The organism is Viridibacillus soli (genome assembly GCF_016612995.1).
Lineage (GTDB): Bacteria > Bacillota > Bacilli > Bacillales_A > Planococcaceae > Viridibacillus > Viridibacillus soli.
The window spans coordinates 217,798-235,875 of sequence record NZ_JAEOAH010000003.1 but is presented as its reverse complement, the minus strand read 5'-3'; the positions used below and the strand labels follow the sequence as shown (position 1 = coordinate 235,875).

24 protein-coding genes and 1 pseudogene are annotated in these 18,078 nt (G+C 33.6%); 19 read left to right on the top strand and 6 right to left on the bottom strand.

Annotation, left to right across the window (positions count from 1 at the left end; translation table 11 throughout):
• Positions 1 to 51 precede the first annotated feature (51 nt).
• Both JFL43_RS03025 and JFL43_RS03020 read left to right on the top strand, forming a co-directional pair.
• Positions 52 to 246, top strand: a complete 195-nt coding sequence (locus JFL43_RS03025; protein WP_200747867.1) for a hypothetical protein — start codon at positions 52 to 54, stop codon at positions 244 to 246.
• 194 nt (positions 247 to 440) lie between these two features.
• Positions 441 to 626 (top strand): hypothetical protein, encoded by a 186-nt coding sequence (locus JFL43_RS03020; protein ID WP_157813026.1) that lies wholly within the window; start codon positions 441 to 443, stop codon positions 624 to 626.
• 188 nt (positions 627 to 814) lie between these two features.
• Here the strand turns inward: JFL43_RS03020 and JFL43_RS03015 are convergent, their stop codons facing one another.
• Positions 815 to 1,861 (bottom strand): Ig-like domain-containing protein, encoded by a 1,047-nt coding sequence (locus JFL43_RS03015; RefSeq protein WP_234447569.1) that lies wholly within the window; start codon positions 1,859 to 1,861, stop codon positions 815 to 817.
• 227 nt (positions 1,862 to 2,088) lie between these two features.
• Here JFL43_RS03015 and JFL43_RS03010 point away from each other — a divergent pair, with 227 nt between their 5' ends.
• The 7 genes and pseudogenes from JFL43_RS03010 (at position 2,089) to JFL43_RS02980 (ending at position 5,713) form a co-directional block, all read left to right on the top strand.
• Entirely contained in the window at positions 2,089 to 2,235 is a 147-nt protein-coding gene (locus JFL43_RS03010; protein WP_200747866.1) for a hypothetical protein, read from the top strand.
• A complete protein-coding gene (locus tag JFL43_RS03005; RefSeq protein ID WP_234447568.1) occupies positions 2,225 to 2,962 on the top strand; it encodes an ABC transporter ATP-binding protein in 738 nt (245 codons plus the stop codon). The genes JFL43_RS03010 and JFL43_RS03005 overlap by 11 nt, the downstream gene beginning before the upstream one ends.
• Complete coding sequence (locus JFL43_RS03000) at positions 2,959 to 3,582, top strand: ABC-2 transporter permease (RefSeq protein WP_200747865.1); 624 nt, start codon at positions 2,959 to 2,961, stop codon at positions 3,580 to 3,582. Before JFL43_RS03005 ends, JFL43_RS03000 begins: the two co-directional genes overlap by 4 nt.
• Before the next feature lie 20 nt (positions 3,583 to 3,602).
• Complete coding sequence (locus JFL43_RS02995) at positions 3,603 to 3,935, top strand: ABC-2 transporter permease (protein ID WP_200747864.1); 333 nt, start codon at positions 3,603 to 3,605, stop codon at positions 3,933 to 3,935.
• Positions 3,936 to 3,970: 35 nt separating this feature from the next.
• Positions 3,971 to 4,213 (top strand): hypothetical protein, encoded by a 243-nt coding sequence (locus tag JFL43_RS02990; RefSeq protein ID WP_200747863.1) that lies wholly within the window; start codon positions 3,971 to 3,973, stop codon positions 4,211 to 4,213.
• A 519-nt stretch (positions 4,214 to 4,732) separates the two neighbouring features.
• Positions 4,733 to 5,200 (top strand): annotated as a pseudogene (locus JFL43_RS02985) (AraC family transcriptional regulator); the annotation flags it as partial.
• Positions 5,180 to 5,713 carry a DinB family protein gene (locus JFL43_RS02980; RefSeq protein WP_234447579.1) on the top strand — a complete coding sequence of 178 codons (534 nt, stop codon included), beginning with the start codon at positions 5,180 to 5,182 and terminating at the stop codon, positions 5,711 to 5,713. The pseudogene JFL43_RS02985 and the gene JFL43_RS02980, both read left to right, overlap by 21 nt.
• Positions 5,714 to 5,957: 244 nt before the next feature.
• Here JFL43_RS02980 and JFL43_RS02975 read toward each other — a convergent pair whose 3' ends face one another.
• The gene (locus JFL43_RS02975; protein WP_200747862.1) at positions 5,958 to 6,914 is read right to left on the bottom strand and encodes an alpha/beta hydrolase; all 957 of its coding nucleotides are present in this window, start codon (positions 6,912 to 6,914) and stop codon (positions 5,958 to 5,960) included.
• Positions 6,915 to 7,272: 358 nt separating this feature from the next.
• Between JFL43_RS02975 and JFL43_RS02970 the strand changes: the two genes are divergently transcribed.
• The 3 genes from JFL43_RS02970 (at position 7,273) to JFL43_RS02960 (ending at position 9,478) form a co-directional block, all read left to right on the top strand.
• On the top strand, positions 7,273 to 8,115 hold the full coding sequence (locus JFL43_RS02970; RefSeq protein WP_200747861.1) for a hypothetical protein: 843 nt from the start codon (positions 7,273 to 7,275) through the stop codon (positions 8,113 to 8,115).
• A 667-nt stretch (positions 8,116 to 8,782) separates the two neighbouring features.
• Complete coding sequence (locus JFL43_RS02965) at positions 8,783 to 9,259, top strand: DUF2975 domain-containing protein (protein ID WP_200747860.1); 477 nt, start codon at positions 8,783 to 8,785, stop codon at positions 9,257 to 9,259.
• A 9-nt stretch (positions 9,260 to 9,268) separates the two neighbouring features.
• Positions 9,269 to 9,478: a helix-turn-helix domain-containing protein gene (locus JFL43_RS02960; RefSeq protein WP_200747859.1), complete on the top strand. Its 210-nt coding sequence runs from the start codon at positions 9,269 to 9,271 to the stop codon at positions 9,476 to 9,478.
• Between the two features lie 211 nt (positions 9,479 to 9,689).
• On the opposite strand, the gene JFL43_RS02955 is transcribed toward JFL43_RS02960, so the two are convergent.
• Positions 9,690 to 10,127 carry an Lrp/AsnC family transcriptional regulator gene (locus tag JFL43_RS02955; RefSeq protein WP_200747858.1) on the bottom strand — a complete coding sequence of 146 codons (438 nt, stop codon included), beginning with the start codon at positions 10,125 to 10,127 and terminating at the stop codon, positions 9,690 to 9,692.
• Between the two features lie 141 nt (positions 10,128 to 10,268).
• On the opposite strand from JFL43_RS02955, the gene JFL43_RS02950 reads away from it, so the two are divergent.
• The 4 genes from JFL43_RS02950 (at position 10,269) to JFL43_RS02935 (ending at position 13,951) form a co-directional block, all read left to right on the top strand.
• Positions 10,269 to 10,853 (top strand): DJ-1/PfpI family protein, encoded by a 585-nt coding sequence (locus tag JFL43_RS02950; RefSeq protein ID WP_200747857.1) that lies wholly within the window; start codon positions 10,269 to 10,271, stop codon positions 10,851 to 10,853.
• Between the two features lie 298 nt (positions 10,854 to 11,151).
• On the top strand, positions 11,152 to 11,607 hold the full coding sequence (locus tag JFL43_RS02945) for a hypothetical protein (protein WP_200747856.1): 456 nt from the start codon (positions 11,152 to 11,154) through the stop codon (positions 11,605 to 11,607).
• Positions 11,608 to 12,363: 756 nt separating this feature from the next.
• A complete protein-coding gene (locus JFL43_RS02940) occupies positions 12,364 to 13,017 on the top strand; it encodes a LytTR family DNA-binding domain-containing protein (RefSeq protein ID WP_325166628.1) in 654 nt (217 codons plus the stop codon).
• A 100-nt stretch (positions 13,018 to 13,117) separates the two neighbouring features.
• The gene (locus JFL43_RS02935; protein WP_200747854.1) at positions 13,118 to 13,951 is read left to right on the top strand and encodes an aspartyl protease family protein; all 834 of its coding nucleotides are present in this window, start codon (positions 13,118 to 13,120) and stop codon (positions 13,949 to 13,951) included.
• A gap of 221 nt (positions 13,952 to 14,172) precedes the next feature.
• Here JFL43_RS02935 and JFL43_RS02930 read toward each other — a convergent pair whose 3' ends face one another.
• Entirely contained in the window at positions 14,173 to 14,364 is a 192-nt protein-coding gene (locus JFL43_RS02930; RefSeq protein WP_200747853.1) for an H-type small acid-soluble spore protein, read from the bottom strand.
• An 11-nt stretch (positions 14,365 to 14,375) separates the two neighbouring features.
• Positions 14,376 to 14,534: a YfhD family protein gene (locus JFL43_RS02925; RefSeq protein WP_200747852.1), complete on the bottom strand. Its 159-nt coding sequence runs from the start codon at positions 14,532 to 14,534 to the stop codon at positions 14,376 to 14,378.
• A 472-nt stretch (positions 14,535 to 15,006) separates the two neighbouring features.
• Between JFL43_RS02925 and JFL43_RS02920 the strand changes: the two genes are divergently transcribed.
• The 3 genes from JFL43_RS02920 to JFL43_RS02910 all read left to right on the top strand — a co-directional run bounded on the left by JFL43_RS02920 (position 15,007) and on the right by JFL43_RS02910 (position 16,700).
• A complete protein-coding gene (locus JFL43_RS02920) occupies positions 15,007 to 15,228 on the top strand; it encodes a DUF2829 domain-containing protein (protein WP_200747851.1) in 222 nt (73 codons plus the stop codon).
• A 51-nt stretch (positions 15,229 to 15,279) separates the two neighbouring features.
• The gene (locus JFL43_RS02915) at positions 15,280 to 16,035 is read left to right on the top strand and encodes a 3-oxoacyl-ACP reductase (RefSeq protein ID WP_200747850.1); all 756 of its coding nucleotides are present in this window, start codon (positions 15,280 to 15,282) and stop codon (positions 16,033 to 16,035) included.
• Between the two features lie 155 nt (positions 16,036 to 16,190).
• The gene (locus JFL43_RS02910) at positions 16,191 to 16,700 is read left to right on the top strand and encodes a QueT transporter family protein (protein ID WP_200747849.1); all 510 of its coding nucleotides are present in this window, start codon (positions 16,191 to 16,193) and stop codon (positions 16,698 to 16,700) included.
• A gap of 213 nt (positions 16,701 to 16,913) precedes the next feature.
• Here the strand turns inward: JFL43_RS02910 and JFL43_RS02905 are convergent, their stop codons facing one another.
• On the bottom strand, positions 16,914 to 17,258 hold the full coding sequence (locus tag JFL43_RS02905; RefSeq protein WP_200747848.1) for a hypothetical protein: 345 nt from the start codon (positions 17,256 to 17,258) through the stop codon (positions 16,914 to 16,916).
• Between the last annotated feature and the right edge of the window lie 820 nt (positions 17,259 to 18,078).

The following is an 18,078-nucleotide window of genomic DNA, read 5'->3' as shown; positions in this document are numbered from 1 at the left end:
AAGGTGATTATTAACTTACGTGGAAATTAATTGTCAAAAGGAGGAGTGGAGATGAAGAAATATTATGTGGAAGTGACGTTTAAAAATGGCGAGAAAATGAATTTCGAAACGGATACAGATATTCGAGAGGTTAAGCCATTACCTGTCCCTGATGCGGAATTTATCCATGTACCTGAAGGATATGGTTATAATCGAGTTCATGTACAAGGTTTAGTTGTGAGCGAACGTCCAACCATAGTTTACTGATATACTTCAAGGTAGGGACTTGTATTAAGCTCTCGAACGCTCTAATGCGAGGTTTCATCTAAAATTATATAATTATCGTTTGTTCTGTCACCATAATTGGCGACAGATTTTTTATTTTCCTTTGAAATGTCGAACGATAATTAAAGGAACTTGTCTAATTATGTGGAAATTAATCGGTAATAGGAGGTGGTAACATGCTTAGACCAGTATCCAAACAATATAGTGTATGGATTATTTATCTTCACGGAATAGATATAGAATTTGAAACTAACTTAGATGTATTAGCGGAATCATCATCAGGCCGAGAATATATTAAGTTGGAAGATTGTCGTCGCATAAATCTAACTAGCATAGAGCGGGTTGTCACGGTAGAAAATTAATACACAGTTCAACCAGATGGCAATTAATAGCTACCTGGTTCTTTTTTATTCGTGATGAGAACAAGTGTTCTGTATAATAGAGACCAGGTACTCACAATATAGATGAGTCCTGGTCTTTTATATTTTATACAGTTACACCAAAGTCTGATTTTAAAACTTCGGGAAATTATGGACACTCGTTCTTTATCTTAATATTCTCTAACTTCAAATGAGGTAATTTTGTCATGTACTATATATTCCGTTACTTTTTTATAAGGCGAAAGTGTTTTTGAAAATTTGAATGTTGAAGTACCCTGGGCATTTTCAAACCAATTTAAGTAATTATTTAAAACTTTATTAGTCACATCATATTCTTTTGTTATGCCATTCACTAAAGTGATACTTAGAATAGCACTTGAATATTCATTATTTAGTTTCTTGACGATAACTGTACAAATAGCTACTAGATCTGTGTTTTCTACCTTTGCAGTAATAATTGCTTCTCCTTCACGAAGAGCTATTACATTTCCATCTTGGTCAACAGTCGTAATTGATTCATCACTGCTTGTCCAAATGATTTTTTTATTTGCGATGTTTTCAGGTAATACAGTTGCTGTAAGTTTATCGTGGTTTCCTTCAACTAATTCTAATTTGTATTTATCTAATGAGATTGTTTCAGCGTTAGGTTCAATAGTAGCGTTATATCCCCAAAGTTCTAATTCATGAATAGTAAGGTTAACTACATTGCTTGTACTTCCATTATTTTTGGTAATATTAATTCTAAAATGCGTAAATGGTTGCTTATTATCTATTTCAAAAACATTTTCCCCATCTTGCCATATAGCATAATTACTAACACTATCAAGCTTTGTCCAATTAACCCCATCGTTAGATCCTTCAAAAGTCCAAGAATTTGGTAAATTAGTCATATAACCAGGATTACTACTTTGGTGATTCCCATAATATAAAATGTACTTAGTTAAAATCTTTGGTGTATCAAATTCATATCCAAGCCAACCCGTTTGTGTATGCGTTCCCCAAGCTTTAAAGGTGTTACTAACTGAATAGTGTGGTACTCCATCAAAAGCTAAAAATGGTTCTAATACTTTAGAGCTGCTTGTTACTTTACCAGATGGTGCAGTATCTGATGTCATTTTTGGAATTAAATTTTCAGAAACTGTAGTCTCTGCTTGTGCGGTACCAGAGAAAATATAAAATGGTAGACTTAATAAAAATAGTAACATTATTTTTTTCATGTAAAATTCATCTCCCTTATAATTCCTATTTTAGTATATTGTACATAATAAATATATAATAAAAAACAGGCCGTTTTGATAGCTTTTTAACTTACTAAGTTTTTCTCATAGTAAAAATTTTATATACTTAACGACAAAGACCAGATACTCATTCGTGAGCTTGGTTATTTTTTTATTGCTAAAATAAGAATGTTTGTTCTATGATGGGTAAAAAAGGAGTGAACATCGTGAAAGAACAGTTATTAAAAGCTAGGCAGCGTAATCAGCTCATTGATTTAATGTATATGTCGAAGGGTGGAGAGATAACTAAAAGGCGTGTGAAAATCGTTAAAATGACAACTGAATCGTTTCGAGCTTATTGTTTTGTTAAATAAGACAACGACAATTAAATGCATTTTAAATATACTGCAAAGAGATGCTGGTGACATTCGAATTTTTGGTAAACAAATGAAGGAAGCAGAGATAGAAGTTAAAGAAGAAATCGGGGTAGTCTTTGACGATATACAGTTTCCAGAACCGTTAAATCCATCTCAAATTAATAACTTTATGAAAAAACTATATAAAAAATGGGATTCAACTTACTATTTTGAGCTATTAGAAAAATTCCAAGTACCACAAAAGAAAACAATGAAGGAACTGTCTCGTGGGATGCGCATGAAATTGTCGCTTGCAGTTGCATTAGCTCATCATCCCAAATTATTAATATTAGATGAACCAACAAGCGGCTTAGATCCAATTATTCGCGAAGAAATTTTAGATCTCTTCCTAGATTTTATGCAAGATGAGTCACATAGTATTTTATTTTCATCCCATATTACGTCGGATTTAGAAAAAATCGCTGACTATATTACGTTTATTCATCAAGGTAAAATTCAATTTAGTGAAGAGAAGGATTTATTACTAGAAGAGTATGGCATTTTCAGAGGAGATGATCAGGAGTTACAAGCTATTCCACCTACTGCTATTAAAGGTATTCGTAGAAATACATATAGTGTCGAGGCACTTGTGAAACGTACTGAAGTGAATGAATTCTTTACCCTTGAAAAACCAACAATTGAGGAAATTATGTTATTTACAGTGAAGGAGGTTACTAATAGATGATTGCACTCATTCAAAAAGATTTAATGATAGTACAAAAGCAACTAAAATTGATGCTTGTTATGTTGGGGATTTTCTTAATAGTCAGTTTTATGTTTAATAACGGGACATTTCTCAGTATGTTTTTTATCGTTTTTATAGTGATGCAAGTAATTACCGTCTTAACATATGAAGAAATGTCAAATTGGGGTCGATTCGCGAACACAATACCAGTGAAATTGCATCAGCATATTTTAGGCAAATATATATTAGCTGTGATTTTCACCGGTATTGGCTTGATTCTCTCATTGCCACTTATTTTCTTAGGGGATAATACAATACTTAGTAGCGCGAAGGAATATGTACTCTTCCTGTTAGCGGTCATGACATTATGTTTCGTTCTTTTTTCTGTATTATTGCCGATTTTTATAAAATTCGGACCGAATATGGGCCGTATTATTTTAGTTGGTATTTTCCTTATCCCAAGTGCAGCTTTTTCTATTTTTGGTGAACGTTTTGATTGGTCTATGCCTTCAATGACCACGCTTGAAAACATCATTTATTTTGTGCCAATAGCTGGGTTACTTATGATGGTCATCTCATATATCATCGCGGTTCAAATTTATAAGAAAAAGGAATTCTAGGGGATACTATGAGGGGATTGTTGGCGAAGGATTGGTATATTAATAGGAAATATTGGTGGTTTATTGTAGCAGCTTTTTTAGTCATTATGATAATTGGTTCCTTAGAGGAAGGACCACTCGCAATTTCCGTGTTTGGGCTACCTCTTATGAGTATTTATTTCATTTTGATTATCTTCAGTTTAGATGAAAAATCGAATTGGCAGAAGTTCGCAAATACATTTCCGATTTCTCGTAAAATATACGTTAAATCACGCTATATTATAGCTTTTTGGATTATTACAGCAGTGCACATTAGCACATTTTTATTAGCATTCATCCTAAATATGTGGAGCGGAGAGATATCAACCTTTTAATCACCTCCATAATTGCTTCAAGCTATGGTGTATTTATGATTATCCTGGTATTTTTCCTACCAGTAGCTATTAACAAAAGTACCCAAAGTGCGCAGTGGGTCATTGTCGTTATGATGATCCTGATAGGGGCTTCTGCATTTTACTTATTACTCGTATTGATAACAGCAGAAGAGGTACCATCCATCTTTTACTTTCTTTCTGTACCAGCGATTGCACTTGTAGTGCTGTATCTTTCATACCGAATTTGCATTATATTATATGAGAAAAAGGATTTGTAAATAATAAGGGGCATCTCATTAGAGGAGAATGCCCTTTATTTAAATATAAATTAACCGTTTTCTGGATTTATTAACTTTATTTATAGGGGTGTTCAATGAAAAAAATACGGCTATTTCTACATAATATAATATTCAAAAAACAGCAATATTATCAGCAAGCGATGGTAGCTTTCTATTTCATACTGGTCGAAGTGATCATTAGCATAGGTGACTTTTCTTTATTTTTAGCGTTTCCCGAGTATTTACCTATTATGATACTCTTTTTTCTAATTGTAGTATGTTGGAAAAAGATCATGCCTTTTATAGAAAAAAATCCTCGTATGCTTACGACTATACTCTTATATTACTCCATAGCGATTTGGTTACAAACATGTTTTTGGATCGAGCCATTTTAATGTGGGAAATTGATGGAGCTAAGCTTACTAATTTAGTTCTAATTTGAATTTATTTATGAAAAAAGGATAATTATATAAAATAGAGAATTAAATGTTAAGTTGAATTTTTAGGAGTGATTAGAATATGGATATATTAATTGAGAATCTCCCTGACTATGAGGTAGCATATATCAGGCATATTGGCAGTTATTTCGAGCCTAGTAATCATTGGGGCAAATTAGGGGAATGGGCAGCGAAAAATGGACTATTTCCACCTACTCAAAATTATATAGGAATGTCTCTGGATAATCCTGAATTTGTCGCAGCAGAATCATGTCGCCATGACGCATGTATCACCGTACCAGAGGATTTTAAAAAAGAAGAACATTCTGATGTACAGTTTAAAAAAATAGCGGGTGGACTTTATGCTCTCTATCATTTCTATGATACACCCGATAAATTAGTCAATGCTTATCAAGCCGTTTTTGGGGACTGGTTACCTCAAAGTGACTATGTTGCAGATGATAAGATTAGCCTTGAATTTAGTCTGAATAATCCAGTAGATGATCCTGAGGGGAAATGCAAAGTAGATTTGTATGTTCCCATTAAGAAACAGTTATCAAAAGATGAATTGATCATTGAATTTGGACTAGCAGTAGATTGGGTCGAAAGCTTGAAAGATTATCCTGAGAAGGACTTTTTTGAACCAACTGTAAAGGGTAAATGGTCCGTCTCTGAAATTATTGCACACTTAGCATATTGGGATAGCTATGTACTAGAAGAAATACTCCCAAGAATAAAACAGGATGCAGATATTAAGAGTATAGAATTTCAAAAATTAAATGATCAGGCATCTGAATATGCTTTATCGGGCGTGTCTGAAGTAAGCTTAATAGATGAATTTATCAATGGAAGAAAAGAGTTAGTAGCGAAGTTAAATAACAAATCAGATGCCGAATTTTTTGTGCAATTTAAAATAAATGGAGAGGAAATTGATCCTTATGCAGGATCACCTTTTTCAATCTATAGTTATATAAGTAGTTTTATATGGCACGATCACCATCATAAAAATCAAATCGTTGAATTTTTCAATAGTAAATATGCTCAAGATTATCAGGTCAAATAAGAACAGGGGTTAAGCTGTGCTAACATGCTTAACCCCTGTCTTTTTAAATATGTTTAATAATTAGATACGAATTTTATTTGAAATAAGATTTTATAATAACAATAGATTCAAAAAAGGGCATGTAATCTCACTTTCTAAGTTCAAAACCTTTGATTCAGCGAAAAAAGGTTCACAGCATGCAGGATGTGTGAACCGGTAAAAAAGCTTCTTTTAAGGTTTTAATCTATTAAACATCATATGACTCTTATTTGATTAGGCTATCTTTTGAGGTGTTGTGGAATGCTTTACTCAACGTAGTAGATACGAGCTTAATGGCGTCCGCACCTTCTTCTAGCAGTCCTGCCATCGAAAAGAATCCGTGGATGACACCATCGTATCGTTTTAACTGAACAGGGATGTTCGCTTCTTGTAATTTCTTTGCATAGGCTTCACCTTCATCTCTTAAAGGATCATACTCAGCTGTAATGATTAATGCAGGAGGTAAATTAGTTAAATCTGTAGCTTTAAGGGGGGATACGTCAGGATTTTCCCCATCGCTTTCATCTCTTAAATAATGATTCCAAAACCATTGCATCGTCTCTTTGGTTAGGAAGTAACCTTCAGCAAAGTCCAAGTAAGAATCCGTATTTAAATTATAATCTGTCACTGGATATAACAAGACTTGCTGAATGATGGAGTTTACGCCATGATTTCGTGCCTTCAAAGATACAACGGCCGCGATATTGCCACCAGCACTATCACCACCAACTGCGATTCTAGTTGCATCGATATTTAATTTTTCTGCATTGTCTATTAACCATTCGATAACAGCGTAGCTATCATCAATTGCTGCAGGGAATTTACTTTCTGGCGCTAATCGATAGTCAACTGAGACGACTACACTCTTCGACTCGGCAGCAATCTGACGGCAAGGAATATCTGCAGTGTCTAGATTACCTATAACCCAACCCCCACCATGATAATAAACAAAAACAGGTAGTGCCTCACTACTTTTAATTGGCGTATATATTCGAACAGGCACTTCACCTACATTCGTATGAAGTGTCTGATTGATCACGCTCTCCAATTCTACGCGTTTACCCGCTAAGTCCTCAATAGTAAAATAGCTTCTTGCCTCCACTGGACTTAATTCATGAATCTCTGGAGTACCTGATTTTTCCAACTGCTCTAGAAGTAACTTTACTTTTGGCGTTAATGCCATCTTAATATGCTCCTTTCACTAATGAGAGATATAGATTAATATGAACATTATGATTATTTTATTCTTCTGATAGTTATATTTATAATATTTAGAATATTCCATTTATAATAGAGGTATTTGAAACTTTGAAAAGGACCAAACAACTTCTGGATGAGGAGCGATTCAAGATTTCAAGTACTGTAATATCAATAAGTTTAGAAAAGCATGATAACTATTGTGTTACAATAGTGAATTTGCAGCTGGTCTAATAATGGAAAGTAGAGATTTTTAATTCATCTTCAAATTTTTTAGTTTTTAGAATGAAGGAAAAACCATATATAATAAGGGTAGTAACGCCAGTAAAGAAAGGAAGATTTAAATGAAAACAGTTGTACGAGTTCTATCTCCACTTCTTGCTTTAAGTTTACTAAGTGCCTGTTCTAGTGACAGCGGAGAAGTAAAGCAGAATGAACAGACAAGTGAGAACAATACTCAAGCCGAAATGAACCAAACAAGTAATGTTAATAAAGATAACATAGAGAACAATGATCAAAAGGGTACTTCTAAAAATGAGAGTGAGCGAACCAATCATATACTGACACAAGATGAAGTATTAAAGGTTATAAAAACACAATTGAAAACCAATTTATCTAAAATACTGCCAAGCCAACTACCTTTAGAGAAAGGTAAACATTTAACAGCAACGACTAAATCAGCTGCTAATCATTATGAAGTTGTTTTTTTCAAAAGTAATGAGTCGATATCAATTAATAATAAATTGTTGAAAAAGAATAAAGCGGTAACAGTGATCGCTCGAATAAGTGTTAAAAAGTACGACAGTTTGACTGAGGCAAGTGAACAAGTTGGGTTTGAAGATTTTAGCAAGTTAGGCGGAGAAGCAGTTGATCTGGGATATGGTATTAAAGGTTACCAGGATGCTGGTGCAGGCTCAATATTTACTAGTTGGAACGAAGGTCGTTGGGCACTTACTGCCCGTGCACGAACAACGGATGTGAAGGAAGGGGAGAAGTTGGCTCATGAAGCGACAGAATTTTTGGAAACCCATACTCTCCCTATTCCGAAACCAAATGGTCTGGTTCATATTGACGTAGAAAAATTAGGTAACAGAATTATTTGGCAAAAAGAAAATATCGTTTATACAATTGACCAAGTAAAAGATCCAATGGTCGCTCTAGAGATTGCGACTTCTTTTGATCATTGAGTATGCCTCTTCAAAATAGAAGGTGACAACTTGAACCTATAAAAAAGAAAGTACCTAACAACATCAGGTATGTTAATTAACCAATTTTAACCATTATTGATGAAGTGGTAGGTTGATTTCCGCTACGGGATGCTCGCTTTCCACGGGCAAGCACCGAGCCGCTTCCTTCGCTACGCTCCGTACAAGGTCTCGGTACGCTTGCATTTCCCGCAGGAGTCGACAATCAATTAAAAAATGTAGTAACATACGTTAGTATTGCACATAAAAAACCCATTTCAACGGCAAATAACAACCTAATATTTTCCTAATTTACACACCTGTAACAACATATTATTTTTAATGTGTAACATTTTAAATGAGAATTTAAGGCTGAACTAATTATTTCATATTAGTTCAGCTTTTATTTACGATTAAAGATGAGTTTGGGAATGCTTATGTATAGAGTAACGAATTTGCTCAATTGTTATAAAAGTAACGGACAGGTTACTTCAGGCGTCATTTATAAAAACATAGTTAAATTTAATGAATTGAATTTAACGGGAGCGTTTTGTATAAGCTGTTATAATCTTTATTTATAATCAAATGATAATTAAAACGATAAAAATTTGTTAGAAAACGATAAATTTGAGGTTATAATAAAAATAACGATAAAAAAGTGAGGTGCTTTATGAAACAAGGAACAATAACTTTTTTAAAGGTAGCTATTTTTAGTATTGGGATTATAATCCTTGCATTGTGTGTATTTTGGTTACCGGGATTGGCAAGAGATACAGCAGAAGCGTTTCCAGAATATGCTTCTTTGAGATTTCCTGTTCTTTTAGGTTTATATGCAACAGCAATACCGTTTTTTCTTGCTTTGTATGAAACATTGGAACTTTTAAAATATATTGAAAGTAAAAATGCTTTTTCTGATTTAGCTGTAATTTCATTAAAATATATAAAATACTGCGCAATTACAATCATTATCTTATATGTAATAGGGCTATTTTTACTTGTATCAAAAAACGCTTTGCATCCAGGAATAGGTGTCATTGGTGTTGTAATCATTTTTGCAACTCTAGTTATTTTACTCTTCACTGCTGTTCTTCAGGGACTGTTAAAAAGTGCACTGGAATTAAAATCTGAGAATGATTTGACAGTCTGAGGTGATAAAATGGCTATAATAATCAATATTGATGTGATGTTAGCGAAAAGAAAAATGAGCGTAACAGAACTTTCAGAGCGAGTTGGAATAACGATGGCTAACCTTTCTATATTGAAAAATGGAAAGGCAAAAGCCATTAGGTTTTCAACTTTAGAGGCAATATGTAAGGCTTTAGACTGTCAACCTGGTGATATTCTAGAATACAGAAGTGACGTATGAATAAATCTTGTTCAACTATCGATGGCTTTAGTTTAATAAGAAATTTGAGATAGACTTGTTAAGGGTTATTAACAAGTCTATTTTAGATTCTGTGCTACGTACTGTTATCAAAATCCATTAAGAATGATAATTTATGTTCCCTTGCATGATGTATGCAAGGGGGCTTTGTTTTGTTGTATGAAAGGATATTAAGTATGTCGTTTTTCTTTTGTTAATCTTCCACTGGAAATGGTTCAATTACATTTTTTTCGTGTGAAGATAACACGATATTAGTGGAGGGGGTACCATAAGGCATTGATGCATCGATAAATTTTTCTAAACTTTCAACGGAATGCGTTGCTAGTTTTACAATATAGCTTATTTCTCCTGCTACTCGGTAACATTCCAATACATCTGGGTGGTTATGACAAAAATTTGTTAATGCTTTACAGTCTTTTGACTCAAACAAAATAATAGCACTAATATGACGATCTATTTTTTTGAAATCAATATGAGCATGATAGCCAACGATTACTTGTTGCTCTTCAAGCTTACGAACTCGTTCAATTACGGCCGGAGAAGATAAGTGAACGACCTCTGCCAATTCTTTCATTGAAATTTTGGCATTCAGTTGCAATTCTTTTACAATTTCTTTGTCTATATGATCCATAATCATCAGCACCTTTTTTTATTAGTTAGATTAACCTAAATTCTTTATAATTTAAAGTTAAATAAACGAATGTTCTTTCTAATACTATATAACAATTCTCTTTACTTTAATAAAATTAAACATAAGGAGGCGATTGGTGAAATGAAAAAAGTATTATTACTGTTAGCTGATGGTTTTGAAGCAGTAGAAGCAAGTGTTTTTACAGATGTGTTGGGTTGGAATAAATGGGAAGGTGATGGTTCGACGGAGGTCGTGACAGTAGGCCTTCGAGAAAAATTAACTTGTACATGGAATTTCACTGTTGTACCTGAAAAAACAATCGATGAAATTCTATTAGAGGAATATGATGCACTTGCGATTCCTGGAGGATTTGAAGAAGCTGGTTTTTATGACGATGCATTTAGTGAGCCTTTTTTAAATGTGATAAGGTATTTTCATGAAAAACAAAAACCAATTGCAAGTATCTGTGTTGCATCGCTTACTCTTGGTAAGAGTGGCATTCTTGAAGGTAGAAATGCTACTACCTACAACCATCCAACAAGTATCAGAAAAGAGCAACTAAAGAACTTTGGTGCAAATGTAAAAGATGAGCGAATTGTTCGAGATGGACATATTATCACATCATCAAATCCAGGTACGGCTTTTGACGTTGCCTTTGTACTACTTGAAATGTTGACTTCTAAAGAGAACGTCAATCATGTGAAAGACCATATGGGATTTGTTTAAGGATAAGAAAATGACGTACTAAATTATTATTAATATAGAATTCATTTTGATCAAACTTTGTTCAAAATGGATTCTTTTACTCCAGAACTAGCTCTAGTTGGTAAACCGGGCTTATTCTACGGCGGCGGATTTGACCTGAAAGGTGATGAGTTCAAAACCACTTTGGTGTAAGTCCAAGCATGTTTGGAAAGGGCAGCTTCTAGTCTGGATGGAAAGTGAAAGCTGGGAATCCATTCGTTACTTACAAATTTTTTAAGATGCAAAGGTTTTAATAGGGAGAAATTCATATGTTGAAGAATTGAAACCGTTTATTTACCAATATCAATTAAACCATCCGGCACTCATAGAACGTTTTATGGCGAATGTCATGCATATAAAAACGGTCATTGGTTCACTAGGTAATTTTTTAGTGGAACAACATGGCATGTATCAAGAAAGCATGAATCTGAAATACTCGGCCTTTTTCCCAGAGAAAGGGGATGGCATACTTTCAATTGATACAATTAAAATGTGTGAGAATACCATTCAAGCGGATGTTATTTTTAACTCACTTGTACATATTCCCCAGGAAATTGTTCAACTAACGTGTATAACAAACAATCAAATGAAAGAAGCACCAAATCTATCTGATGTCCTCATTAAGTTCCTTCCATTAAAGCAAGACTGTACACTTGTAGCATATCCCGCCAACCATGAACGAAATGTCATGCAATATGAAAGCTCAAAATTATTTCTCATACCTTTTAAGCATTGAATTGTGGATACTTCCTTTCTATATAAAATTGTAGAACAAAAATCAAACATAGTGAAACTAGAAGATTTATGTGATCACCACGGTATATCAGTGATGAACAGTCATCATACATTAGGTTATGCGAAGTTAACAGCAGAATTATGTAGCCTATATGTAGCGAAAGATAGGCAATTAGGATGTCAAACGTTAAATAATGTTTATGAGCGGTTTGCAAGGATTTGAAGAGGTCTGGGCTTACTAGAAAGGGGGAAATAAAAGCATAATATAAAAAGGAGCTTTTGGCTTCTTTTTATTATTGGGTTTTAACGGGTTCATTTTTATGAAGAAGGAATTCATCTAAATAAGAGAAACACTCATTTATTGTATAGTATAATTATCCTTAAAAGTATGGATAAGTTAATGATAATTGTACATATAAGATGGTATGGATCATATAATCTCGATAGTTTTTATAATAAGGATATAACTATAAATTCAGGCATTTATACGATTCAAAGAGTATACGATAAAAAAGAAACGTTTATTTACATAGGAAAAACTAGTAGGAGCTTTTTTCAAAGAATAAGCAAACATAATAAAGATTGGTTATGGAACGTAAAAGGGTTTATTAAAATTAGGATAGGTTTATTAGAATTCCCTAATGGTGGTAGATTCAGAAAAGAAGTGTGATACAAATATAAGACCTGCAAATTTATGGTGATGAACTATGCATTTAAGTGTTGAACTTAGTACTGAGTTTAGGGAGATGAGTATTTGGTGATTATAAACGTAGCATTATTAGGTCCTAAAGATTCTGTCATAGAGGATGCGGGGCATAAAGTTAAGTCATTACAAAATCAGACGAATAAAATCAATACATTTTGTTTTCATGAGACAAAGAGTCTGATGGAACAGATTTTGAACTTTGACATAGTCGCTGTTAGTGATGATGTGTTTAAAATAGAGCTACCAAGATTGCAAGAAGTATTAATAGAACAATCACAAGCTTTAATAAGAGAAAGGAGAATAGTAATAACTAATCTAAAGTTCCCACTGGACGAAAGTACAATTCAGAAATGGTTTGATGAGTTAGGCCTAATCGAAAAAGTACTTGCTATTCCAATACATAACGGAATGAAACATGAGAAAATAAGTGATATAGTTTACTTTGAATATTCAAATCGTAAAGTATATGTAAAAACGACTTTAAACTATTATGAAACAAAATTAAAAATGAGAGACGTTAGGTTAAATGTGGAGAATTTTTATTTTGAACCCCCTTATGTCAGCTTTGTTGTTAATTTAAATTGGGTAGAATGTATCGGGAGTAAAGAAATCGTGATGAAAAATGGTAATGTAATTCCCCTTTCTCAGAAAAAAGCGCATACTTTTAGAAAAGCATTTAGTGCATTTTTGTCTTCTTTGTATTAATTCTTGTCTAATTGACACAAGCTCTATCCTATAGGCAATGCTTTTGATACTATACTTCGTAGATATAAATAATAGCTTAACATCTATATGGGGGTATGAAATGAAGCAGTTTACAACACTTGATTTCGAAATCAAAAACAAATTAATTGTTTTGAAATGCAATATAAACGATGTAAACCGGACATTTATCTTGGATTCTGGTGCGCCAAAAGTTATTTTAAATAGCAAATATCAAGAAAGAATGAATTATGAGAAATATGAAGGTAGAGAGTTAAAAGGTGCAACAGGAGTTATTTCTCAAATTGTGCAAAAGAAAATTGATCGCTTATGCTGCGGAAATGTTGAGAAACGTGATATAGAATCACTTGTAATGGAGTTATCTCAACTGGAAGAGGCAATCCAGGATGAAGTCTATGGATTAATTGGTTATGATTTTTTCAGCGAATACAACGTTTATCTTGACTATCCGAATTTAAAGTTAGGCTTTTGGAATGATGTGCAGTGCGAAGAATTTCTTTCAAAAAACACCTACCAATTCTATAATTTCCGTATGGAGAAACATTTGCCAATTATAGAATGTAAGATAGGAAGAACGCTTTGTCAAATGGCATTAGAAACAGGTGCTAATACTAATTTAGTAGACATAAAATTGCAGAGCTCACTCAACAAAAGTATTAATTTTGTAGAAGAGGAATCAAATATCATTGGTGCTAATGATGATTCAACTATGTCGACTTATAAGACTGGCAGTATGAAGAATCTTGAGGTTGAAGGTCTAGGTAACTTTACAGAAATGAACACTGTCTTTGCTGATGTGTCAAACTTGAATCAAAATTCGTCCATTAAAATACAAGGTATTTTAGGATATGAACTTTTATATAAACAACGTGTTATCATAGGTTTCACTAGGCATAAATTATATGTTCTTAGATAAGGTGTATCGGTAACAAATAATTTAAAAGGTGATACAGTAAATTATTTAAGATGAAATGATGAATCCTATTACAAATAAGTGAGGTTTTATCAATAAATGAATAGAACGGAATTATTTTGCCTAAACCAAAGAGAAAGTCAGGCAAGGGGTCTCTAGATTTAAAACATCAGCTTATACCGTGAGAAAATCCCACTGGATACTAATCCAGTGGGATGATTTTATTATTGTACTGGGTATTCTTCTTTCAATTCTGATATAGCCACTTCGGATCTTTCTTCTAATGAATGTCTTAAATGGACGGTTGCTGTATTACCATCATCGTGTAACTTGTCAATCCATACAGAAACGCCGTTATAGGTCACTTCAAATTCTGATGGTGAGGCAACAATTTCTTGTACACGTTGATATTCCAAATGAAGATCCCCTATTTTTTTTGTTTCTTCTTAGTAGCTAATTTTTCAAGATCAGCTAACTCTTGAGAAAACTCCTCTTGCACTTTGTTTGGAGCTATTTTTTGATTTTTAGGTGTTTGAGGTAGTGTACTTTTGTTTTGACTTTTACCTTGTTTATTGTCTCTTCCCATATTTGAGCTCTCCTTTCTTTTTGTTTCCTTCTTAATATGGCATTGAAACGGTTTTTTATCACAGAAAAATACACAGCATTGAAAAAGGATTCTCAGTGCTGTGTATTTAATATTCTTTATTTGAGCAATACTAAGTTGAACATTTTTTTATTTTTGATAATCTCGGGTAATTTTTAATAATCACCTCTTTTAGATAGATCAGGTCGAATCGTATATAAATAAATGAGGTTTAGCTTTTTTACGAAGAGAAGAGTCCAATCCTTTGTTTCGATAGTTACAGACAGTAAAAATGATTGTCGAGTATACTGAATGTGGACCATACTTTTATACTTGCTCCACTTAACTAAGAAATGCATCATCGATCGTTAATAAACTTATAGCAAAAAAACTTCAGTTGTAAACATTTCAACAATCCAGTATACTTTTTTCAGTATAGAAAGCTTGATATTAATGAGTTAAAGGATGAGTATTGATGACTTTTGAAGAAGTATTACCACGTTTAAAAGCGGGCGAGAAAGTGATTCGTGAAGGTTGGGGCGGTGCCGAATTGTATGTGAAGCTTGTTGGACAAAGCGAACATGATGGCGAGAATTTGAACCCATATTTTTTAATTAATGTACGAGGTGAGGGCTATACAATGTTCACTCCAACAGTATGTGATTTGTTAGCGGAAGATTGGATAATTATTGATTAATATAAAAAGCTCATGAGAAATCATGAGCTTTTTGTTATGAGGAGAGAAGCTATGAAGTTTGATGAGTATGCAGGTAAGACGGTATTTGTGACGGGTGCTTCATCCGGTATTGGGCAGGCTCAAGCAATCGCTTTTTTAGAGAATGGGGCGAATGTATTCGCTTTTGATTTGGATGAGCAGGGGTTATTAAATATGAAACAAAAATATAAGGCACGCTTTGCTTATGCAATAGGTAATGTATGTAATAAGGGGGATGTAGGGCAAGCGTTTGAAAAAGCGGTGGCGACATTCAAGCAAGTTGATATTTTACTGAATACTGCTGGAGTTTTAGATGGATTTGCGAAAACGCTCGATACGGATGAGGCTCTTTGGGATAAAATTATGAACACAAATGTAAAGGGTACTTATTTTGTGACGAATGCAATTTTACCTCATATGTTAAAACGAAAATCAGGCGTAATCGTTAATATGGCATCAATTGCAGGTCTCGTTGCAGGCGGCGGAGGTGCAGCTTATACTGCTTCTAAGCATGCCATTGTTGGCTATACGAAGCAGTTAGATCAAGATTATTGTCGTGAAGGAATTCGTGCGAATGCGATTGCACCTGGAGCAATTCAAACACCGATGAACAAGGCTGATTTTGAAGGAGATGGCGAAATAGCAAAATGGGTTGCTAAAGAGACACCAGCGGGCCGTTGGGCACAACCAAGTGAAGTGGCGGATTTAACACTTTATTTGGCTAGTCAAGCATCTGATTATATTCATGGGACTGTCGTACCGATAGATGGCGGTTGGATTGCAAAATAGTATTGTTCAATGTTAAATTCTTCTGATATAATATGCAAGTAAGCAAAATATAGCTTGCACTACGGCACTTCAGATAGGGCGATAGGCTCTTTCTTCCTTTGGTCGTAGTTATTACTAAAATAGCGGAAGTGCTATTTTATAAAGGAGAATATAAATTGAATAAGTCTATTTTAAATGCATCACCACGTATTACTGTAAGTGAGCTTACAAAGACTTCACTTGTTGCAGGCTTATATGTGGCAGTGACTGTTTTATTGTCGGTCATTAGTTTTGGGGCAATACAACTACGTTTGTCGGAGATGTTCAACTATCTGGCATTGTACAACAAGCGTTATATAATGGCAGTGACAATTGGCGTAATACTCGCAAACTTCATGTCACCAACTTGGATACTAGATGTACCAATCGGTGGTATTTCAACATTTCTAGTATTAATTCTTTGCCGTTCAGTGACTAAAAAGATAACAAATGATATTTTGAAAATGGTTGTTACCGCATTGATTTTTGCTATATCAATGTTCACAGTTGCAGGGCAATTAACAATTCTTTTTGATTATCCGTTTTGGGCGACTTGGTTAACTGTAGGGATTGGTGAGTTATTGTCTATGACTGTTGGTGGTATCATTATTCACTTATTAAATAAAAAAATCGATTTATCGAAATAATATATAACACATTCGCATTAGTTTTATTAAAAGTCAAGATATCTATTGCGACTATTTAAAATAATAAGAATTTATATAATGTCACATATTATATAGTCATTAATTTAAAGGATAGATAGAGCAGAATTAATATTTGCTCTATCTATCCTTTTTGTAATGGCTCTGTTTAATTATACAGTTGATATTTGACTTGTTCGAAGACGGAAAGGGATATTAATCCTTTTTCTTGTTTGGCTTGATTTCTAAATATAATGAAAAACTAACCGCAACGAACATTATCGCAGAAAAAATAACCGAAAGCGTGGCTTTATAGAAGATTGATGTAATCAATAAGGCGAGAGAACTAATGATAATGCCTACACGTAGTAACGTATCTGTTTTTTTACTTGGATTAAAAAAATGGTGAAGAGTACCAAGCAAATAACCCAATCCGATTAATATAAGATACTCATAAATAAACACGGGTTTTATATAATCTGGAATACCGAAATAAATTAATTCAAATATAAAAATGAGTAGCACTACATATGGCGTATATTTGCTAAAGAAGTCTGACAAAGTATCACCCCTCTTAATAATATATTAACACAGGCGTGTCGATTAACCAATTTTAACCATAACTATTAAAGTGTTAGGTTGATTTCCGCTACGGGATGCTCGCTTTCCGCGGGCAAGCACCGAGCCGCTTCCTTCGCTACGCTCCGTGCAGGGTCTCGGTTCGCTTGCATTTCCCGCAGGAGTCGAGCACCCTCCGCTACATTCAACTAAAAAATGTAGTAAAATACGTTAATATTGAACATAAAAACCATTTTAACGGTAAATAGCAACCTAATATTCCCTTAATCAACACACCTGATATTAACACTTATTTCTAAAAAATGTAAGTTAGTATTAATCGGTATTTTTTAGAAGTCTATTGTTTACTATTGTTTTATCTCGAATACGCTTATTAATTTGAAGAGAATCAATAATTAAGTTAAACAGAGCCTTTGTAATAAAAAAGACCGCATTTACTACAACAAAAATAATGAATGTTGTTGCACTAAACTCGGTTAATGCGCCGTGTTATCTTTTCAAAGTCACCCATATTTTTATAAGATTATTAAAGATTTCTCTATTTTTAATGCCTTGATTAGTCTTTACTTTATTACGTACTTCTTTAATTACATCCATATGTGGCAAATCAGAATGTATGACTCCATCTTCTTTTAATACTTTGTTAGTTTCATAAAGAGTTATACAAATATCGTGGGAGAGAGAAAGTACAGGGGACAAATTAAAATTAGGAGAAGAATGTCCTTCTAATATTAGTTTTTTAATCCTTGTAAATCGTGATTTATAGTTGTTAAATAGTTTTTCATATTTTATCCCTCACACA